The following is a 19852-nucleotide window of genomic DNA, read 5'->3' as shown; positions in this document are numbered from 1 at the left end:
GACCCCCTCCCTTTGAGCGGCAGAAAGGACCCGATATGGCCTTCATCCATGATGATTTTCTTCTGCAGACGGAAAGTGCCAGGCGTTTGTATCACAAGTACGCGGCCGACCAGCCGATCCTCGATTTCCATTGCCATCTCTCCCCCGGGGACATCGCGGGGAACCGGGCTTTCCGGGATCTGTTCGAAATCTGGCTGGAGGGGGATCACTACAAGTGGCGCGCCATGCGCGCCAACGGCATACCGGAGCGCTACTGCACCGGCGATGAACCGCACTTCGAAAAATTCATGGCCTGGGCGTGCACGGTCCCGCACACGCTGCGCAACCCGCTCTACCACTGGACGCACCTGGAGCTGAAACGCTACTTCGGCATCGAGCAGCTGCTGGACGAGCGCAGCGCGGCCGGCATCTGGGAACGCGCCAACGCGTTGCTGGCAACCCCCGAGATGCATGCCCAGGGGATTCTGAAGAAGTTCCGGGTCAGGGCACTGTGTACGACTGACGATCCCACGGATGATCTGGGCCATCACAGGAACATGGCCGCGTTGGGGTTGGAGGCAAAGGTCTATCCCGCGTTCCGTCCTGACAAGTCGCTGAATGTACACCAGCCCAACGAGTTCAACGCGTGGGTGGACCGGCTGGCGGCAGCCGGCAACACCCACATCGCCGGCCTCGGCGATTTTCTTGCCGCACTGCGCCGAAGGCACGATTATTTCCACCAGCTGGGCTGCCGTCTCTCCGATCACGGCCTGGCCGGATGTTATGCCGATTTCCCGTCCGAGCGCAGCGCAGCCGGTATCTTCGCCAAAGTGCGCGGCGGCAAGCCCGCCACGCTGCAGGAGCAGTCGCGCTTCGCGGCGTATATGATGCTCTATTTCGGCCGCCTGGACGCGGAAAGGGGCTGGACCAAGCAGCTGCACCTGGGTGCACGGCGCAACAGCAACACCCGCCGCATGAAGGAGCTCGGCCCCGACACCGGCTATGATTCCATCGGCGACCGGCCGCAGGCCAATGCACTCGGTGCTTACCTGGATCGGCTGGACCAGGAAAACGCTCTGCCGAAGACGATCATCTACAACCTCAACCCTTCCGACAATTATGCGTTCGCCACCATGATCGGCAACTTCCAGGACGGATCGATCGCCGGCAAGATCCAGTTCGGCAGTGGCTGGTGGTTTCTCGATCAGAAGGAAGGCATCGAATGGCAGCTCAATGCCCTGTCGAACTCGGGCCTGCTGGCGCGTTTCGTCGGGATGCTAACCGACTCGCGCTCCTTCATGTCCTACCCGCGCCATGAATATTTCCGCCGGGTCCTGTGCAACTTGCTGGGCACAGATATCCAGAAGGGAGAGCTGCCCGATGACGAGGCACTGATCGGTTCCATGGTACGGAACATCTGCTACCAGAATGCCCGCCAGTACCTGGGTCTTGAAGTCTAGCCCTTTTTGCGCTGCAGGCACTTCGGGCTTCTTCCGGCTTCGCACGCTGCCGATCATTGATGAGGGCTGCAGCATGCCGCCCCACGCCCAAGTGGCCGGCGGTCGGGAGGCCGTGGCCGCATGGGCACTTTGGCAGTCTGGGCGCGTAGATACTCAGGAAGTCGTTGCTGATGCTGCGGCCGAAGAGGGCGCGCCTTCCTTTTTCTCAGACAGCTGGGTTTGGCGCAGGGCAGCTGCACCCAGCAGGCCGCCCATCCCCATCGACTCCACGGCTGTGCTCGGAACCAGCATCAGGGCGCCCTTTTCTTTCAAGCCTTCGTAGAGCATGTTCATGGCTCGCAGGTGCAGCGCCGTCGGGTTCTCCTGGTACGAACGCGACGCTTCATTGAAGAGGTGGGCGATATCCCGCTCCGCCTCGCCCAGGATGACGCGGGCCTGCTTTTCCCGGGCGGCCTGGGCCTCGCGGGACATCGCGTCCTGCAGGGCCTCGGGGATGACAACGTCGCGCATCTCGACCGACTGGACCGTGATGCCCCATGGATTGGAACGTTCATCAATGAGCTTCTGGAGTTCTTCTTCGATGCGCTCCCTGCCCCGCAGCAGATCTGTCAGCGACGTCCGGCCTATGATATCGCGCAGCGCCGTCTGCGCAGCCCAGCTGACGGCCTGCATGTAGTTCTGCACCTCCAGCGCTGCCTTCTCAGGGTCATATACCATCCAGAACAGCACCGCATCCACATTCACCGGCACCGTGTCGGAAGTCAAGGTCTGCTCGGCGGCGAAGCTCGTGGTAATGGTTCGCTGATCGATCCAGGCGGAGATCGTGTCGATGAAGGGCACGATCCAAAACAATCCCGGGCCCTGCCGGAGATGGTATTTGCCCAGGCGCAGCACAATCGCCCGCTCCCACTGCTTGGCGATCTGCGGCGCCCGCGCCAGCAGGAAAGCCAACAGGACTGCCGCGACGGCGTAGACAGGGTTGTTAACGTAGATGGCGATCCCGAGCCCCGCCAGGATCACAACCAGAAAAATCAGGACTGCAATGACATTCAGCCGGGGCGCCGAGTCTCGCTGTGAGTAAAATTTCTGAGTCATCGCTGGCATAAGCTTCATTCTCCTTTCGAAAGCCTTCCCTTGATATGGATCAGCAATTCGTCAACACTGAACCCCTGCATGGCAACTTCCGCCATAAAACGGTCGGCAAGGCTCCTCAATAGCCGCTCACGCTCCTTGACCGGCATCGCGGCGGGTGGGGGAGCCTTGATGAAAGTCCCTACTCCCCGCCGGGTCTCGACAAGCCCGGCGCGCTCCAGATCCCGATAGACCTTGGCGACGGTATTGGCATTGATGCGCAGATCGACAGCCAACTGGCGCACCGTGGGCAGCTGCGTGTCCGGCTGCAATCGGCCTGTGGCGATCCCCAGCCGGATCGCGCGCTCCAATTGCGCGTATAACGGTGTTGGGTCCGACGGATTAATGTGAAATGTCATTCCTTTTGTCCTAGTGTAATATTCAAATAATACACTAGTAAAATAGTGCACTGGTTGTCAAGGAAAATCTTTCGTTGCCGATCGCACCTGCAGGAGGTTTCCAGTCTCACTCGCAGAGGTGACAGAAAGTTCCTTGCTTTTGTCGACATTTCCTTCTTATATTGTTTGATCAATATTCCTCATCCACCTTGTGCACTAAGAAGCCGGGCGGTAGCGGGCTTGTTGGCGCAGAGAATCCTGGGATGCTCGGAGCTGGCACGACAGTTTTGCATGGAGCCATCATGCGATTGATCATCGCGAAGATATTTGGGGGCATTCAGTGTACGAGCTCAAGATAACCGTCAGTAAAGTGATGGGGGAGTGCACGGCCGATCCGCCCATGAAGCGGGGCGATTACTTCACGGTGAGCGACGGTGACATTCAGATTCCGGAAGGGGGCTACATCTGCCTGTGGGCTCTGCAGAGCCTGATGCCCCTGATTACACCGAAGGAGAGGGAGATTGCTGACAAGGAGGACGAGGACTGGATGTGGCGGGTGCATCACGCGCAGTGTCCCGACCCGAAGGGGCGCGTGGTCTTCAGGATTGAGCGGACCCGCAGACTCGACAGAGACTCCGAAATGACTCCGGAAGTCGGAGCGGGTGCGAAAACAAAGGATGAGATCGATAGCGGTCCCTCCGAAGACGGACTGAAACAACTGCGGATTGAAGTGGAATCGGTCGAGGGCCACTGCACATCACGAATGAAACCGGGCCACCATTTCACGCTGCGCGGCGGGAGGCTCTACATCCCGCCCGGCCGTCATTTCTGTCTCTATGCTCTGCAGGCCGCCCTTCCGTTGCTGCCGGCCAAACAGCGCGCCCTGCAGAAGAACGACTGGTTGAGGGAGGACCGCCGGGTGCTATGTCCTGACCCGGCAGGCAACGTAATTCTGCGCATCGATCCGATGGAATGAAGCTGCGATGATTGAATGCGACATCAAGAGGTGCGTGGGTTGCAGGATGTGCGAGGTAACCTGCAGCTCGTTTCACTTCGGCGCGGTCTCTCCTGTTCTGGCGCGCATCCGCGTGGCCAAGCTGGAAGAGACCGGCATAGACATGGCGGTTGCCTGCCTGAGCTGCGCCGAGAAGCCCTGCCTGGCATGTCCTGCAGATGCGCTGTCGGTCGGGGCCCAGGGCGAGATCCTTCTGGATGCCGAACGGTGCGACACCTGCAAGACCTGCGCTGAGGCATGCCCGATCGGCGCGGTCGGCTTTTATGAAGACCGTCCGCTTTTCTGCGACTTGTGCGGCGGCGCTGTTGCCTGCGTGGATGCATGTCCCAGCCGAGCCCTTTCTTATCTGGAGGCTTACAGGGAGATCCCGCTGAAAGCATTCCTATTGTCGACGGGGAATCCCAATCAGAGGCGCGCCGGCTATGTGGGCGCGCAAGGGGAACCGCTCCGTGCAAGCTGGAAAAACGGCGCGAGGGTCGATTCATGAGCATTTGTCGTGGGAACTGCCTGCGTGTGGACCTGACGCATCATCAGTTTCGGCGCGGCGATACGCCCGAGAACGGGATTGGCGGCAGGACCTGGAACAGCATCACCCTGCTGCGGGAACTGAAGTCGGGCATTGACCCGCTGGGGCCGGAAAACATCCTGTGCATCTCTGTGGGGCCGCTCACTGGGAGTGAGCTGATTGCCACGTGCCGATTTATCGCCAGTGCCAAGAGCCCTCTGACAGGTTACCTGGGCGACTCCGGGGCACGGGGATTCTTCGCTCCTGAAATGCGCTGGGCAGGCCACGATCAGATCGTTTTCACGGGCGCTTCGGACCGCTGGGTCTATCTGTTCGTCGACAACGACCGGGTCGAGATCAGGGATGCCGCCCATCTCATGGGAATGGATATCACCGAGACCACGGTGCAATTGCGCCGGGAGCTGCGCGATCCCGACCTGCAGGTTGCCGCCATTGGGCCGGCCGGGGAGAATCTCGTCCGCTATGCGATCATCTCATGCAACCTGGCGCGCGCGGCGGGCCGGACAGGTATGGGCGCCGTGATGGGATCGAAAAAGCTCAAGGCCATCGTCGTGCACGGCGACAGGCCGGTCAAACCCGCCGACCCGGAACGGTTCAGGAAGGCCTGCGCGCGGCTGCAGTCGAACCTAGAAGGGCACCGCGAGTTCGAGCCGCGTCGCAAGTACGGGACGACCCGCATCATGGATTCGCTGGCCGGAATGGGGGTCCTCCCCGCCTACCATTATCGCAGCACCGTCTTCGCGGATCTCGAAAAGGTCAACGCCAAAGCCCTGCGCCGGGACCATGTGGTAAAGGCGAAGTCGTGCTACAACTGCAGTGTTTTCTGCTCCCGGTACAACTATACGCTGTACGGCGAAGGCGAAGGCCCTGAGTACGAAGCCCTGGCGGCCTTCACCGTCAAGTGCGGCAACTCGGATCTGGAGCTTGCAGTCGGCGTCTCGAATGCGGTGAACCGGCTCGGGATCGACTGTATCAGCGCGGGCGAGGTGATTGCCTGGCTGATGGAATGCCGGCAGGAAGGGGTGATCTGCGACGCCGACGTCGACGGCATCGACCTTTCCTGGGGCTCGCGCGAGGCGTTGCTGCGGCTTCCCGAGATGATCGCGCAGCGGCAGGGCATCGGTAATCTGCTTGCCGAGGGTACGAAGCGCGCAGCCGCGCAGTTCGGCGCTGCTGCCCGCAAACTGACGGCGGAGGTGAAGGGTCTGGAACTCTTTTCTGCCGATCCTCGCGGCATCAAGGGATACGCCCTGACGAACGCCGTCAACTCCCGGGGCGGTGATCATTATCGGGGCGAGCCCATGATCGAGCTGTCAGATGATGAAGATCTCGCGCTGCGGCGGGTAGGCTACCGGGAAGCGGCCCACCGACTCAAAGATGAAGGGAAAGGGGCTCTGGTCAAATACGCCGAGCACCTGGGACTCCTCTCGGACAGCATCACGATCTGCAAGAACATTTCCTGCTGCATGGATGTCGTCGACTTCGACCTGGCTGCCGACGCTTACTCCGGCCTGCTCGGCAGGGAGATCGCGCCCCGCGAGCTCCTGGAAGTCTGCTCGCATGTCAGCCAAGTCGAGCGGGAATTCAACCTGCGCGAAGGCCTGCGCCCCGAAGACGACACGCTTCCTCCCCGTTTCCTCCACCACCCAATCCCGGATGGCCCATCCAAAGGCACTACGATCGATATCCAGAAACTGGTCAAGGACTACTACAAGGAAAAGGGTTGGGATATCCGGTGAGAGGCTACCCGTCCCCCAGTCCATCCACATCCCCGGGCGGGCCTCGCTGACGATCGAGAACCGGGAAAGGGATAACATGTCACCGAACTGATGAAAGGCGGGAGGCCATGACGGCGCCGTTTGTCGAAGGCAAATTCGAGGAGAAGGAAGCGGGGCTGAAACGCGAGCTGTCGGTGCGGCTGCTCGGCATGATTGCCATCGGGCAGGCGATCGGCACCGGGCTCTTCCTCGGAAGCGGGATTTCGGTCCAAATGGCGGGGGCCGGCGTCATCCTCTCCTATGTCATCGGCGCCCTGATCACTTATTTCGTCATGCTGGCGCTCTCCGAGATGACGGTGGCACACCCGACGGCGGGCTCATTTGGAGTGTATGCCGAGCATTATCTCGGCCCGTGGGCAGGCCTGGTTACGCGCTATACTTACAGCGTGGCCCAGATCATCGCCATCGGGGGCCAGATCGTCGCCGTGGCCATCTACTGCCGCTACTGGCTGCCGGGCACTCCCTCCTGGGTCTGGATCGTTGGATTCTCGCTCGTTCTTCTCGCCGCGAATGTCCTGAACGTCGGCAGCTTTGGAGAAGCCGAATACTGGTTTTCGCTGATCAAGGTTCTGGCCATCTGCTTTCTGCTTGTGGCCGGCGTCGTGCTCTTTGGCGGCATCGGGGTGCAGCGCCGGGGATTTGAAGCCTATGCCGCCCAAGGCGGGTTCTTCCCGCATGGCATGGCAGGCGTTTGGGCTGCGGTGACCATGGCGGTGTTCAGCTTCTTCGGCCTGGAGGCGGCAGCAGTCGGCTCGGGCGAAGCCAAGGATCCCGAGAGGACCGTTCCCCGGGCCCTGCGGCGCATCATGGTGCGGCTTGCGCTGTTCTATGTCGGCAGCATGACGGTTCTGGTCGGCATCGTCCCCTGGAATCAGACCGGCATCAGCGAAAGTCCCTTTGTGCTCGTGTACCAGAAGATCGGAATACCCGGTGCTGCGGGCCTGATGAACCTCGTCGTACTGACGGCCGCGCTCACCAGCATCAATGCGAACCTCTACACTGCCTCCCGCATGCTTTTTTCGCTGGCCCGGTCGGGCCAGGCTCCGGCAGCGCTGGGCCGGCTTTCCCCGCGCGGCGTACCCAGAAACGCAGTACTGATCTCAGGCGCCGGGCTGGGCATCGCGGCGTTGATCTATCAGCTGTTCGCGGATACGGCCTATGTCTATATGCTCGGGATTGCGCTTTTCGGCGCCATTTTTTGCTGGACGATCATTCTTGCAACGCACGTGCGTTTCCGGAAGGCAGCCACGCCTTATCTCTCGATCGCGGGCATCTGCATACTCCTGGCCGTGTCGGTCACCATGGGTTTTCTCCCCGGCATGAATGTCGCCTGGCTCGCCGGGGTCCCGTGGCTGCTGCTGATTTCCGCACTCTACTACTTCCGGTCGCCTGCACGCAGGAGAGCATAGAAACGAAAGCGCCGAATAGGACAGGTGCCCTGGCGTCTTCCCGGCATCTCGGCGCATTGGATCATTCAGGCAGCCCCTTCGGCACGCGGCTACGTGCCGAACTGCCGGTCGCCGGCATCACCCAGGCCGGGAAGGATGTAGCCTCGTGAATTCAGGCATCTGTCCAGGGTGGCGACGATGACGGGCACGTCCGGATGCACGGAGTTCAGGTAATTGACCCCCTCGGGTGCGGCAATCACGGCCAGGAGGCGGATGTCCTTGATGGCCAGGCTTTTTAGGAAGCGCATCGCTGCGGCTGCGGAACCGCCTGTGGCGAGCATGACGTCGAGAACATAACAGACATCAACGAGCCGGATCGCCTCGGGATATTTTTCATAGTAAGCCTCGGGCTGCAACGTGACTTCGTTGCGCGCATAACCAAGAAAAAAAACCGAGGCGCTGGGCAGTATCCTCGAAGCCGCGCTCGCCATGCCGATCCCGGCTCGGAGAATGGGTACCAGCCCGATCTTGCCCTGCGGGACGATGCATGCGGCTTCCTCGCCTGTAGGCGTCAAGACCGGAATCTCTTTCGTCGGCAGGTCGGCTGCCGCTTCGTAGATCAGAAATGTAGTGATCAGTTCTATGAGTTCACAAAACCGGTTCCGCTGAGTATTGCGGTCGCGCAGTTCCCTGAGTTGCAGGCGGACCACCGGATTGTTCAAGACGGTCACATTCATTTTTTCTCCTTCTTCGCCAGGCGAATCCACGTTGCTCATGGTTGTCGAGATAACTACTGAACCGAACCTCCTTGCAGGGAAGCCCCGCGTGCTTTTTGATTTCGGGCAGAACCGATTTGAGGGCGATCCACTGAAGGCTACGAACCTGACGGTAAACGCTTCGTGGCTTCGGAAATGAAGCAGGAGAAGGAAGCGCCGCCCGTCAACCAGATCCATGTCGTTGTAAACTGGTTCGAAGAACTCAAACGGCTCGTCCCCGCCGGAAAGAAATGAGCGCGGCTGCGTCGATCGAAAACCGCCATGTCCCCTCGTTCATCCGGCAACCTTGGATGGCCCGGAACCCGGCGTCGTATTGAGGATGCGGATCGCACCGGTGCGATCGCGCTCGAATACGTGCAGGCTCACCTTCACCGATTGCGTGCCGAATTGCAGGGCAGCAAAACCGTGGGTCGCGCGCACGAACCGGCCGCGGTTGCCATTGACCGGACGATTCGTGTTATCGCCTCCGCCGCCGCTGATGACGAATGCGGTCGGCCGGCCCGGCATCTGCAGGTGCTGCAAGACGTGATCGTGTCCGCTGAGATATAAATCGACGTTGTATTTTTTCAGGATTGCTCCCCAGGCCGTCTGCATCGCCGTGCTGTCGCCGTGGCGGCCATCGCTGAAAAGCGGATGGTGCCGAAAAGAGAGCGTCCAGGCGGTCTTGCACGGCTTGGCGAGTTCTTCATCCATCCATCGGATATGAGCCTGCCACTGCTCCTTCGTGAGCGTGTCTCGATTGCTGTCGAGCATCAGGATTGTCACCAGCGGTGTTCCGGACGGCAAATCCGGCCGATACCAGCGGCCTGGCATCTTCCAGCGCGATTCGGGATGCTTGCGTCCGTATTCAAGCTCGGCCGCCATCCCCCCATAGCTGACCTCTTGACAGCCGACATGATCCCCCCGGGAAAACAGAAACGAGGCCGCTGAGGACTGTCCGGGAAAATCCGGTGCAATCCCCGCCAGGGCTGTTACGGCGCTTCCGTCTACTGCTTCTTGGCGATGGGATCATCGTACAGCACTTCCTTCTCGCCCTTTTTGGCAATGAGGCCCTCATAAATCGCCACGATCTTGTCCCGGCGCGCCATCACCCCGTCGATCTCATCCTTGGTAAGGAGCCCCTTGGTCCGCTGCGCAAACTCGTTGCGGTCCAACTTGCGCAATCTCTCCAATAGCTGCCGCTCACACTTGGACTCGGTTACGTTCTTGCTGTCCCTCAGTTCCTTGTAAATGCGGAAAGCACGGCTGAAATCAATCATCCACAGGTGCCAATCCGCAGAGATCAGGACGTTGGTGAGGTTGGGGTCCGTATCGTAAACCAGCTCGCCGAAAATCCTTTTCTTGTACATCTGCTTGTTCCAGGCATCCACATCGGGCGGCTCGATTTTCTTCTTGAGGCGCGTGGCTTCGTCCATTGTGACCGGCAGCCACCAGCTCATGGCGCCGCTGTCGCCCCTCCACTTGCGTTCCACCGTGACCGGCATCATGTCCCCCAGGCCAAGCAGTTTGGCCAGTTCGTAGGCAGCGATGTCATACTTGTAAGAGTCGTGGAAGTTCATTTCCTTGTGGCCGTCGCCAAACTCCATGACCATTTTGTATTCATTGATTCTTTGAAAGGCGGCGTCGTGTGTGATATTCCCATCCGATAAGGTGAGTTGGAATGGGGAGGTGACGCCCTTGGGGGTATTCTTGGCTTTCAACACCTTGGCATTGAGCAAGAACTCCCGCATCTGTTCTTCACTGAGTTTCGGTTCTTCCTGTGCAGGCAGGCAGATTGCGGATGCCATCCAGAATATCACCGGCAGTATCCACAGACGCAAACGGGAGAGGGGCATATATCCTCCTTATCAGCGTAGATAGTCTTCTTGAGGAAACACTCTACGCCTATCCGTTCGATTTGGCCAGTCCGCTGGCGGCACGATGTGCCTCGGATGCTGATTCGGCTGGAGCCGGCGCACGAGAAAGTGTTCCGAATCGTCGAGTTTGAGTTAGACTGAGGGCGCGTGCGGTGATGGTGGGCAACCCTATTGTCAGGAGTAAGCGGAATGGCAGAGGTCTGCGGGAACTATATCGACGGGAAGACAGTGCCTGCACAGGTGCATGCTACAACGCCCGTGTTCAATCCTTCCCGGGGTGAGGTCATTGCGCAAGTTCCGGCCTGCGCGGAGGCAGACGTCCAGCAGGCAGTTCATGCCGCGCGCGACGCACTCCGGGGATGGGCCGATACTCCACCCAACGATCGCGCCCGCATTCTGTTCCGCTACCGGCAGATCCTGGAAGAGAACTTTGAAACTCTCGCCCGCCTGGTGACCCGGGAACATGGCAAGACTTTTGAGGAAGCCTGCGGCGATGTGCGGCGCGGGATCGACATCGTGGAGGCGGCCTGCGGGATCCCCGTGCTCCTGATGGGACAGTTTCTCGATAACGTGGCGCAGGGCATCGACGGATCCGTTTCGCGGCAACCGGTCGGAATCTGTGCCGGAATCACACCGTTCAATTTCCCTGCGATGGTTCCAATGTGGATGTATCCGCTCGCCATCGCCTGCGGCAACACCTTCGTTCTCAAGCCCTCGCCGAAAGTGCCGCTGACGGCGATGCGCCTGGCTGAATTGGCCGGTGCAGCCGGCCTGCCCGCCGGCGTGCTCAATGTCGTCCACGGTGGAAAGGAGGTTGTCGGTGCCCTGCTTCGGCATCCCGAGGTAGCGGCCGTCAGCTTTGTCGGATCCACCAAAGTCGCGAAGTATATTCATGAGACCGGTACCTCCAGCGGCAAGCGCGTGCAGGCAGCGGGCGGCGCCAAGAATTACATGATCGTCCTACCCGATGCCGACCTTGATGCGACCACTGGAGCCGTCATGGGAGCCGCATTCGGCTGCGCCGGGCAGCGATGCATGGCGGGGAGCGTCGCGGTCGCCATAGGAGACGTGGGCGATGAACTCATCGAGCGCCTGGCGAAAGCAGCCGCCGCCCTCAAGGTCGGCCCCACCGATCAGGATGATTCTGTCGGCATGGGCCCCATGATCGATGCCTCCGCACGCGATCGCGTTCTCCATTACCTCGATCTTGGGGTGCGAGAGGGAGCTGCTCTGGCGGTTGACGGGCGCAAGTTGACGCCGCGGTCCGGTCACGGATTTTTTGTCGGTCCCAGCGTCTTCGATGGTGTGAAACCGGGTATGCAGATTGCGCGGGATGAGATTTTCGGGCCGGTGCTCTCCGTGATGCGCGCTTCATCACTGGACGAAGCGATTGCCCTGGCCAACCGCTCTTCCTACGGGAACGGCGGCGTGATATTTACCAGCGACGGTGCCGCAGCGAGGAAATTTACGCGCGAGATCCGGTGCGGGATGGTCGGGGTCAACGTCGGAGTGCCGGCGCCCATGGCCGTATTTCCTTTTTCCGGATGGAACCAGTCGTTCTTCGGCGATCTGCATGTTCAGGGGCAGGAAGCGATTCAGTTTTACACGCGCGCCAAAGTGGTGCTTTCCCGATGGAATCCCGTAGGGAAACGAGGCACCTGGTCTTGACCTCGTCAGCGTCCGATTCAAGCTCCAGGAGTTGGACGTGAAAGCGAAAGCGCAACGCGGACGCCAGCCTCGACAAATCCAAGACCACGAACGGCATGAATTTCACGAAGCGTCCCGTTGCCTGTTTCGTGGTTGTGGAAGCGAAAGGAGTTCGGCATGCTCCACAGGAGGCAAATGATCTTCCTCTTGATTTTATGTGTCTCCACCACTGTCATGACAGGCTCTTCGCAATCTGTCTCCAGCCGCTTTACTATCCTGCTCTCCAACGACGACGGCTACGACGCACCGGGATTGCGGGCACTCATTGAAGCGCTCCGGCCGGTCGGAGAGGTAATCGTTGCCGCACCGGCGGTCGAGCAGAGCGGCAAAGGGCACAGCCTAATCCTGCGGGACCCCATTTTCGTGACAGAGAAAAAGCAGCGGGACGGGACCACCTGGTTTGCCATCGATGCCACTCCTGCGTCGTGCGTCCGGCTTGCCGTGGAATCTCTTCTTACCCGGCGGCCGGCCCTGGTTGTCAGCGGAATCAACCGCGGCGACAATCTCGGCAGCACTGCCTATCATTCCGGCACGCTGGGAGCGGCGCGGGAGGCGGCCATTGTCGGTCTGCCGGCGATCGCGGTCTCGATCCGGGGCGACGACGCCAAGGACTATGCAGCGGCCGCTGATTTCGTCCGTCAACTGGTGGAGCAGCTTCGCAGGAGGCAGATGCTGAAACCGGGGCTTTTCCTGAACGTGAACGTCCCTGCGGGAGAGCGTAAGGGCGTGCGTTTGACCGGGATGAGCGTGAAACCGCGCCATGATAGTTTCGAACGCCGTGTGAGTCCTGGCGGGCGTTTATACTTCTGGCCCATTTGGAAACAGCTGGAAGACGATGCCGAAGGCACCGACGTTTGGGCGTTCGTGCGCGGGTTCATCACCGTGACCCCAATGGCACTCGATGTCACATCATCACAGGGGCTGGAGGCTTTGCGAGGGCTGGACCTTCGCTTACCCCGGCAGTCTGAAGGAAAGTAAGGCGCAGAAGCGCGCGGATGTCGATCAGCGTTTGCCCGCGCGCATCTGCATCCCGGCAGGGTGACTGCTAAGGCAGCGAAGTGCGCGGCAGCCGGATCTGAATCCCTTTGACCTTGCACCTCAACTCGAGCTGCATCTGCTGCCCCTCAGGCGGCGGAAGGATAGTGAAGGAATATTTGCCGTTGACATCCCGGATCATATGGATGAAGTTTGCCTGTAAGGCATTCGCATCCTGATTGCTTTGAGGGAGCGGCAGCACCTTCGATCCCGGTTTTATGGCGCCGAAGACAGATGCTACCCCGGCAGTTTTCTTGGCCAGCTCGTAGTAATCCAGGACCCATTGGCCATACCAGTCGACCGGAACGTAGACTGGATACACGAATACGCTCTCAAGAGCCGCCTTTGCGTAAAACGATTTGAGTTTGTAGTCCGGGTTCAGGTCGCCGTTGGAAATGATCATGACTGCGCGATGCACCTCACGGTTTTGCAGGGAAGGTTGAGACGCAACGTACGCATCCAACTCATCTACAGCCAATTCCAGCGCACGGGCCATGCCGGCGTTGCCCAGCGGCACGGAATCATTCTGTATGCCTACCTGCAGTTCAGCGCGCCGCTCTCCATACTGGAGGAATGAGGCGCGCAGAGCCTGCGGGTCGTGTGCCAGCGGCGCCAGCGTTTCGGATCGGTCGCTGATCAACTTGATACCCATGACCGACCCTGGGTGGAGCATTGCGAAGGCGGCTGCAATGGTGCCGGCCTGCCTCTGAATTGCCTTGGAATCGATCTTTGGACCGATGCTGAGAAGAATCCATGCTACCAGGGGGGTCGAGCGATCGCCGTACGGCAGGCCGGCACGAAAACCTTCCAGTGAAGCCGGCCTGCCGTTGACGCGCAATTCGAAATCCGCCGCCTTCAGTCCGGGGACAGGCCTCTCCTCCTTGTTGAGTGCAGAGAAATAGACGCGTTCGGCCGGCTGGTTCGAGCCCTGAGCGTCATGGCTCAGTATCGGTCTGGAGCTGAAGGCCGCACCCAGTAAGAGGATCAGTGCCCATCGGCACTTTTGCATCGCTTTTTTCTCCATATTCTCCAGATAACCCTACCAGAATTGATGCTCCAAGGGGCAACTCGGTTCATTCCTCTGCCCTTACATAAGGGCCGGCTTCTTCGCAGGCATTCTGAATCCCGGGTATTGTACAGGTTTTGTTGACAAATGGATTCCGGGGAAGGCATATTCCCTCGATTCTCTGGAAAGGATCCGGGAGGAAGCAGGGCAGGTATGGAGTTTGCCGTAATCAAGGAGGTATTTGTCAACAATCTGCTGCCGATCCTGCTCACCACAGGGGCGGGCTTCGCCCTGGGCCGGACCCTGCACCCAGATATCAAAACCGCCTCCCGGCTGGCTTTTTACATCTTTAGCCCGTGCCTGGTTTTTGTCTCGCTGGCGCGTGTCGGAATTGCCGGTGGCGAGTTCGGCAAGCTGGCTCTGTTTACTCTCACGGTCAGCGCGATCATGGGCGTGCTTTCATTCCTGTGCGGGAGATTGCTGGGCGTGGGACGGCATTTGCTGGCGAGTCTGATAGTCGCGTCGGTGTTCGTCAACAGCGGGAATTACGGGCTGGCCGCGAACAAGTTTGCCTTCGGTGAAGCGGCCCTGGCACGCGCCATGGTCTGCTTCGTGTTCGGCACCATCATCCTGTACACCGCCGGGGTTTTGATCGCTTCGATGGGGAAATTCCCACCTTTGGAGGCACTGCGCAAGCTGCTGACGGTGCCCGCGTTCTATGGCTTGATTGCTGCCGGGATCGTGCGCCAGACGGCCTGGCAAATCCCGTTGTTCGTAGATCGCTCGGTTACCCTGCTCAGCGATGCTGCGATTCCGCTCATGCTCGTCATATTAGGACTGCAGATTGCCGAAGCCCGCAGATGGCCCCGTAACCGCATCGGCTTGATCGGCGCGGCAGGTTTCCTGCAACTGGTTGCAACCCCCCTGGTTGCCCTGCTCCTGGCGCGGGTGATCGGCTTGTCGGGGCTCGCGCGCCAGGCAGCCGTTCTCCAGTCCGCCATGCCTGCCGCGGTGGTCGCAACAATACTGGCTGTGGAATATGACCTTGATGTGCCGCTGGTGACCGGCACCGTAGTTGTTACGACGCTTTTGAGCCCATTGACTCTAACGCCGCTGATCGCCTACCTGCTCTCCACGGGCTAGTGGCACCCTCTTTACTTTCGCCCAGGAATCCCAGAGTCTCCGAGCGGATCTTGTCCTGCCGACCTCAAAGACTCCAGGACTCTAAGATTCAAAGCATCAGACGAAGACACCCGACAACCGATACCGGTCTCAGGGTTCCGCAGACAATGCCAGCCTGTGGGCGATATCCGTCATCTGGGAGGATTCGATGTTGGCGAAAGCGGCGCGCAGGTAGCGTTCTTGTCCGGGCCCGAAGGCGCTTCCCGGCAGGCAGAGGAGGCTCTGGCGATCCGCGAGCCGCTTGGCTGCCTGAATGGAACTCAGTTTCTCGAAGGGGTGGCGCAGGTAAGCGAAATATGCCCCGATCGAACCGATGACCCACTGGCCCGCCCGGGCTGTCAGAGCCCTGCGGAAAGCATTTATGCGGCCGGCCATGAGCACCCTTTTCTGCTCGCGCCACTGCGTCAGTCTCTCCACCCCGAACTGTGCGGCAACCTGAGAAATATGGGGAGCACAAATGACAAGGCAATCCATGATTTTGAGCACCTGTCCGACAAACCGGGCCGACGCTACTGTCGCCCCGACTCTATAGCCTGCAAGGCTGAAGGCTTTGGAAAAGCTGTAGAGGTGGATCAGCGTGTCGTGCCACTCCGGCCGAAGAAACAGGTCGTGCGCCCGGGATTGGGTAAGGGGCAGGAAGTCGCGATAGGTCTCGTCGAGGATCAACGCGATGCGTCGGCTTGCAGCAAGGTCGAAGAAGCGCTCCAGGATTTCCGGCGGATACACGGCGCCAGTCGGATTGTTGGGCGTAACCAGGACCAGGGCGCGAGTGCCCCCATCCAATAATGCGGTGGCTTCATCCGGGTCGGGAACAAATCCGTTTTGCTCGCGTGCCTGCAGGTGGCGGGCTTGCAGGCCGAGCATGTCCAGAGTCATCTGGTGATTGAAATAAAAGGGGGTTGGCAGGATGACGTTGTCGCCCGCCCTCGCCAGGGCGATCATCGCGGCATAAAAGGCCTGATTGCAACCCGCGGTGATGCAAACCTGATCGGGCTCAACCGGCGCCCCATAGGTGGTGCTGATTTCGGCGGCGAATGCCCCGCGCAGGCCTGATGTGCCCTGGATTGGGGTGTAGAGTGACATGCCGAAGTCCATCACCTTTTCAGCCAGGTAGGCGGTCAGGCTTGGATCGGGCGGATACCCCGGGACTGCCTGGAGCAGGTCGATGGTGGGAGGGTCGCCGGGCTTGCGGCCCGCCGCCCAACCTTGCACTTCAGGAATGGGCGGCGCGTCGGTGGCCGCCAGCAGAGGATTAATGCAGAACTTCATGGCATGTGGAATGGATTGGATCTTTGCGTCCCGGCATCCCCAGGGTGAGTTGTTCTGTTCACCGCAGAGACGCGAAGACGCAAAGATCCTTGAAGGTGGCGGTTTCTGATTTTGAGAGTTACTTCTTCTCTCCGAATACTGCCGCTTTGAGGCGCTCTTTTTCCTTATCCCTGTCGTTGTAAGGAATTCCCTTTTCCATCCACTCCGGCATGGGCGCGCCCTTCAGTTTATTGTCGAAAAACTGTTGCATGCGGACTGTGTAGTCCTTCATGTCTACCCGCTTGCGCAGGCCATGGGGCTCGCCGTTGTAAACCCACATGTAGACTTCTTTGCCGAGGCGGCGCAGGGCCAGGTAGTACTCGATCCCCTGATACCAGGGGACGGCGTCGTCGCCGTCATTGTGCAGGATGAGCAGCGGGGTTTGCACCCGGTTGGCCTGAAAAACCGGGGAGTTTTCAATGTACTGCATCGTGTTCTCCCACAGGTTTCCACCGATGCGGCTCTGGGTGTGCTCGTATTGGAACTGCCGCGGCATTCCTGTCCCCCAGCGGATGCCGCTGTAAGCGCTGGTCATATTGGCGACGGGCGCCCCCGCCTCGGCAGCCTTGAACCGGTTGGTCTGCGTCACCATGTACGCGATCTGATAGCCTCCCCAACTGTGGCCCTGGATGCCGATGGCGTTCTCGTCCACGAATCCTTTGTCCACTACCGCCTGGATCGCGGGTAGAACGCATTTGAGCGCGCTCTGGCCCGGATAGCCAATGGTGTAGATGATATCCGGCTCAAGCACAAGGTAGCCGTTGCTGACATAGTAGGAGATGTTGATCGAGGTGCCGGGCGCCGGATTCACGAAGTTATTCACGCCGCTGGAAAGCAGCTCATAAATGTAAACCATCATCGGATACTTCTTCTTCGAATCGAAATTTTCCGGCTTGAAGAGGATGCCGCTGAGTTGAACGCCGTCGCTGTTCTTGTAGCGGATCAATTCCGACGTGCCCCAGCGCAGCTGCGCTTTCTGCGGGTTGGCGTTGGTGACCTTCCTCATGTCGTTGAAGTTCGGCCCGCACACGAGGATGTCGGGGAATTCGTTGAATGTCGACCCCGTCAGCATATAGACGTCGGCATTCCTCGCTTTTGTGGGAGCGGAGAAGTTCTTGGCGGCCATGATCAGTTTCTGAGGCAGCCCTCCGTCGATCTTGTCGCGGTAGAAGCCGGTGTCGTGCGTCCACTCGTTGTCTGCCCTTAGCAACAGCGGCTGCTGGGGATCGATCCCACGTTCATTGGGATCGGTTCGGATATTGACGTAGCGGAAGGCGATTTTCTCCTTGCGGCCGACCCCGTCGGTGAGGTTCTTGGCGCCGGATCCGTCAGGAGCGACCTGCCAGATGTCGTAGCGATCGTTCAACAACACGTACTTTTCGTCCTTGGTCCAGCCTCCGTTGCCGTAGCTGCCCGGGGTGCTGGGGGTGTCGTTGTTCTCGTTCCAGAAATTCACGCCCAGACCCTTGGTCAGGTTGACAGTCTTGCCGTCGGGAATGGAAATGCTGTTCCAATCCTTGCCGTCGAAGTAGAGACCGTACTTGGCGTTGGGAGAGAAGGAAATGGAGCCCAACTGTTTGGTCAGCAGCGGCTTGCGGCTGGCGTCGTCGGTGTTGACCAGGTAGGAATCGGAGAAGTTCCCCTGTTCATATCCCACCAGGATCCGGTATTTCCGGTCATCCGTGCCCAGCGCCCAGCGGCCGTCACCCTGCGGCGCAACCTGGGCCATAGTTTCGTCGGCCAGCTGGATCAGCTTTTTGTCTTTGATGTTGAAATCGGCGCTATAGGACCGGTTCGCATCCTGCGAAGCGCGCACCTTCTGCATGGGCTGGATGAAATCATCCTTCCAGTGCCACAGGTCGGCTGAGACCTTTTCTTCCGTGGCCGCGGCTGCGGCCGGAGCCGGAGCCGGGGTCGGGGTTGCGCCTCCGGTCTCCTCAGTGGTGTCTTGGGTCGCGCCGGGCTGAGAAATACTGAAGAAGAGCCTGCTGCCATCCCGGGAAAAAGACAGTCCGCCCCCGCTGATGACGTAACCCTCCCGGAAATTCGGCGTCGCGGTCGAAATCAGCTCCGTTGCGGCGGGACTCTGCATGTCGGCAGAATAGATCTTGACCTTCGGCTGTTTGGCCGTGGCGTCGTCCTTGTCGCTCGTGAAAACCAACTGGGTCTGCTTTTCGTCCCAGGTCAGACGGCTGTACTTGCCACGGCCGCTGAGCAGGGCCGTCGGCTCGCCGGAAGCCCCGACCGCAATGCGGTAGACGCCGTTACCCTCTGGCTTTCTGGAAGACACCGTGTACACCAGGATCTTGCCGTCCCTGGTGAGCGAAAACTCGAGCACATCGGCGAACACGCGGGGCTCGCTCTTTTCAGCCAGACTGCGCACCACCAGGTCGCTCCCATACTGGGTGCGCGCCGCTCCACCGCGACCGGCGCCCGCAGCTCCGGCAGCACCTTGACGGCCGCCCCCACCCTGGCGAGTACCCCCGCCTCCAGCGGCGGGAGGAGTTCCTGCACCTGCCGCAGCACCGGTCTCTCCGCCTCGTCCCTGGGCGGGCGTGGCTTCCGGCTTGGGTTCGAGAAGGTACGCGATACAGTTGGATCCGTCTTCAGGCACCATGAACCTACGCACCCGTTCTACGCGTTCCACCTTGCCCGTGGTCAGATCCATGATTCCCATGGCGTTCTGCGGCATGTCGGCGGCACGCGTGTTCGCTTTCCTCGCAGCTTCATTCTGGGCCATTGTGGGGAGAATCTGAAAAATGGCGTAGCGGCCGTCCGCGGTGAATGTGAGCCCGGCGCTGCCGCCGGCTCCACCACCCCGCGCGCCGGCTCCTCGTCCCTGATCCTCGAGATCGTCGGCTGCGGGTGCAGCGGTTGCCTCAGCTCGGTGACCGCGGTTGTAACGCCACTCCTGGCTGGAAGCCAGATTTCGGACTACGACCTCTCCATCCGCGTCCTGCGGATTGAGCGTGTAGCCCAGAAACTTGGCGTCGCGCGTCAGCTGCTGCAGCTGGATCGCCCGCCACGTATCGTAATCGTTGTGGTTCAGCGGACGCTTGGTCTGAGTCTGCTGCGCCAGCACTGCGATCGAGACCAATGAAAATGCAAAACAGAGAACCAGCAGCTTCCGTGCCAGCTGGGGTCGATTTGGGTGGGTCTTCACGAATCGAATCATGATACCTGCTCCTGTTGCGGGTGTTTTGGAAATGCACGACTTCGGCACAATATCGCCGGCATGATACGATAACCCCCGAGCTCCCGCCACTAAAACCCGATAAAGAAGTGATGTCCCCTTGTCGGATTTCACAGCTCCCATGCCCGGCGATCTGAGATACTATGGCCGGGATGCTCCGTTATTTCAGTTTTG

Annotated in this window: 16 protein-coding genes; 8 read left to right on the top strand and 8 right to left on the bottom strand. The window is 60.0% G+C overall.

Translation table 11 applies throughout. The features are described from left to right. Window positions 1-35 precede the first annotated feature (35 nt). Entirely contained in the window at window positions 36-1439 is a 1404-nt protein-coding gene (uxaC, locus tag LAP85_13355) for a glucuronate isomerase (GenBank protein MBZ5497384.1), read from the top strand. 153 nt (window positions 1440-1592) lie between these two features. On the opposite strand, the gene LAP85_13350 is transcribed toward uxaC, so the two are convergent. Further along, window positions 1593-2534 carry a slipin family protein gene (locus LAP85_13350; GenBank protein ID MBZ5497383.1) on the bottom strand — a complete coding sequence of 314 codons (942 nt, stop codon included), beginning with the start codon at window positions 2532-2534 and terminating at the stop codon, window positions 1593-1595. 14 nt (window positions 2535-2548) lie between these two features. Beyond that, window positions 2549-2929 (bottom strand): GntR family transcriptional regulator, encoded by a 381-nt coding sequence (locus tag LAP85_13345; GenBank protein MBZ5497382.1) that lies wholly within the window; start codon window positions 2927-2929, stop codon window positions 2549-2551. A gap of 319 nt (window positions 2930-3248) precedes the next feature. Here LAP85_13345 and LAP85_13340 point away from each other — a divergent pair, with 319 nt between their 5' ends. The 4 genes from LAP85_13340 to LAP85_13325 all read left to right on the top strand — a co-directional run bounded on the left by LAP85_13340 (window position 3249) and on the right by LAP85_13325 (window position 7636). Then, window positions 3249-3884 (top strand): TIGR04076 family protein, encoded by a 636-nt coding sequence (locus LAP85_13340; GenBank protein MBZ5497381.1) that lies wholly within the window; start codon window positions 3249-3251, stop codon window positions 3882-3884. Window positions 3885-3891: 7 nt separating this feature from the next. After that, window positions 3892-4410 carry a 4Fe-4S dicluster domain-containing protein gene (locus tag LAP85_13335; protein ID MBZ5497380.1) on the top strand — a complete coding sequence of 173 codons (519 nt, stop codon included), beginning with the start codon at window positions 3892-3894 and terminating at the stop codon, window positions 4408-4410. Continuing rightward, window positions 4407-6188, top strand: a complete 1782-nt coding sequence (locus tag LAP85_13330; GenBank protein MBZ5497379.1) for an aldehyde ferredoxin oxidoreductase family protein — start codon at window positions 4407-4409, stop codon at window positions 6186-6188. Before LAP85_13335 ends, LAP85_13330 begins: the two co-directional genes overlap by 4 nt. 107 nt (window positions 6189-6295) lie before the next feature. Next, window positions 6296-7636 (top strand): amino acid permease, encoded by a 1341-nt coding sequence (locus LAP85_13325; protein ID MBZ5497378.1) that lies wholly within the window; start codon window positions 6296-6298, stop codon window positions 7634-7636. 89 nt (window positions 7637-7725) lie between these two features. Here LAP85_13325 and upp read toward each other — a convergent pair whose 3' ends face one another. The 3 genes from upp to LAP85_13310 form a co-directional block, all read right to left on the bottom strand. Next, window positions 7726-8352 carry a uracil phosphoribosyltransferase gene (gene upp, locus LAP85_13320; GenBank protein ID MBZ5497377.1) on the bottom strand — a complete coding sequence of 209 codons (627 nt, stop codon included), beginning with the start codon at window positions 8350-8352 and terminating at the stop codon, window positions 7726-7728. A gap of 312 nt (window positions 8353-8664) precedes the next feature. Further along, entirely contained in the window at window positions 8665-9255 is a 591-nt protein-coding gene (locus LAP85_13315) for a metallophosphoesterase (GenBank protein MBZ5497376.1), read from the bottom strand. 122 nt (window positions 9256-9377) lie between these two features. Next, window positions 9378-10226 (bottom strand): hypothetical protein, encoded by an 849-nt coding sequence (locus tag LAP85_13310; GenBank protein ID MBZ5497375.1) that lies wholly within the window; start codon window positions 10224-10226, stop codon window positions 9378-9380. Window positions 10227-10436: 210 nt separating this feature from the next. Between LAP85_13310 and LAP85_13305 the strand changes: the two genes are divergently transcribed. Beyond that, window positions 10437-11915 (top strand): CoA-acylating methylmalonate-semialdehyde dehydrogenase, encoded by a 1479-nt coding sequence (locus LAP85_13305; GenBank protein ID MBZ5497374.1) that lies wholly within the window; start codon window positions 10437-10439, stop codon window positions 11913-11915. 174 nt (window positions 11916-12089) lie between these two features. Continuing rightward, window positions 12090-12932: a 5'/3'-nucleotidase SurE gene (gene surE / locus LAP85_13300; protein ID MBZ5497373.1), complete on the top strand. Its 843-nt coding sequence runs from the start codon at window positions 12090-12092 to the stop codon at window positions 12930-12932. A 67-nt stretch (window positions 12933-12999) separates the two neighbouring features. Here surE and LAP85_13295 read toward each other — a convergent pair whose 3' ends face one another. Then, window positions 13000-13998 (bottom strand): hypothetical protein, encoded by a 999-nt coding sequence (locus LAP85_13295; protein ID MBZ5497372.1) that lies wholly within the window; start codon window positions 13996-13998, stop codon window positions 13000-13002. 210 nt (window positions 13999-14208) lie between these two features. Between LAP85_13295 and LAP85_13290 the strand changes: the two genes are divergently transcribed. Then, on the top strand, window positions 14209-15138 hold the full coding sequence (locus LAP85_13290; protein MBZ5497371.1) for an AEC family transporter: 930 nt from the start codon (window positions 14209-14211) through the stop codon (window positions 15136-15138). Between the two features lie 129 nt (window positions 15139-15267). On the opposite strand, the gene LAP85_13285 is transcribed toward LAP85_13290, so the two are convergent. Together LAP85_13285 and LAP85_13280 are read right to left on the bottom strand one after the other, a co-directional pair. Then, entirely contained in the window at window positions 15268-16446 is a 1179-nt protein-coding gene (locus LAP85_13285; GenBank protein MBZ5497370.1) for an aminotransferase, read from the bottom strand. A 118-nt stretch (window positions 16447-16564) separates the two neighbouring features. Then, the gene (locus LAP85_13280) at window positions 16565-19660 is read right to left on the bottom strand and encodes a prolyl oligopeptidase family serine peptidase (protein ID MBZ5497369.1); all 3096 of its coding nucleotides are present in this window, start codon (window positions 19658-19660) and stop codon (window positions 16565-16567) included. Window positions 19661-19852 lie beyond the last annotated feature (192 nt).

Source organism: Terriglobia bacterium (assembly GCA_020072565.1).
In the GTDB taxonomy this organism is placed as follows: domain Bacteria; phylum Acidobacteriota; class UBA6911; order UBA6911; family UBA6911; genus JAFNAG01.
The sequence above is the reverse complement of the archived record's forward strand: the minus strand, read 5'-3'. Positions and strand labels throughout refer to the sequence as shown.

What these genes read in the sequence shown, in the direction of transcription:
- uxaC (MBZ5497384.1), top strand. Translation starts at nt 36, where the DNA reads ATGGCCTTCATCCATGATGATTTTCTTCTGCAGACGGAAAGTGCCAGG.
- LAP85_13350 (MBZ5497383.1), bottom strand. Translation starts at nt 2,534, where the DNA reads ATGACTCAGAAATTTTACTCACAGCGAGACTCGGCGCCCCGGCTGAAT.
- LAP85_13345 (MBZ5497382.1), bottom strand. Translation starts at nt 2,929, where the DNA reads ATGACATTTCACATTAATCCGTCGGACCCAACACCGTTATACGCGCAA.
- LAP85_13335 (MBZ5497380.1), top strand. Translation starts at nt 3,892, where the DNA reads ATGATTGAATGCGACATCAAGAGGTGCGTGGGTTGCAGGATGTGCGAG.
- LAP85_13330 (MBZ5497379.1), top strand. Translation starts at nt 4,407, where the DNA reads ATGAGCATTTGTCGTGGGAACTGCCTGCGTGTGGACCTGACGCATCAT.
- LAP85_13325 (MBZ5497378.1), top strand. Translation starts at nt 6,296, where the DNA reads ATGACGGCGCCGTTTGTCGAAGGCAAATTCGAGGAGAAGGAAGCGGGG.
- upp (MBZ5497377.1), bottom strand. Translation starts at nt 8,352, where the DNA reads ATGAATGTGACCGTCTTGAACAATCCGGTGGTCCGCCTGCAACTCAGG.
- LAP85_13315 (MBZ5497376.1), bottom strand. Translation starts at nt 9,255, where the DNA reads ATGGCGGCCGAGCTTGAATACGGACGCAAGCATCCCGAATCGCGCTGG.
- LAP85_13310 (MBZ5497375.1), bottom strand. Translation starts at nt 10,226, where the DNA reads ATGCCCCTCTCCCGTTTGCGTCTGTGGATACTGCCGGTGATATTCTGG.
- LAP85_13305 (MBZ5497374.1), top strand. Translation starts at nt 10,437, where the DNA reads ATGGCAGAGGTCTGCGGGAACTATATCGACGGGAAGACAGTGCCTGCA.
- surE (MBZ5497373.1), top strand. Translation starts at nt 12,090, where the DNA reads ATGATCTTCCTCTTGATTTTATGTGTCTCCACCACTGTCATGACAGGC.
- LAP85_13295 (MBZ5497372.1), bottom strand. Translation starts at nt 13,998, where the DNA reads ATGCAAAAGTGCCGATGGGCACTGATCCTCTTACTGGGTGCGGCCTTC.
- LAP85_13290 (MBZ5497371.1), top strand. Translation starts at nt 14,209, where the DNA reads ATGGAGTTTGCCGTAATCAAGGAGGTATTTGTCAACAATCTGCTGCCG.
- LAP85_13285 (MBZ5497370.1), bottom strand. Translation starts at nt 16,446, where the DNA reads ATGAAGTTCTGCATTAATCCTCTGCTGGCGGCCACCGACGCGCCGCCC.
- LAP85_13280 (MBZ5497369.1), bottom strand. Translation starts at nt 19,660, where the DNA reads ATGATTCGATTCGTGAAGACCCACCCAAATCGACCCCAGCTGGCACGG.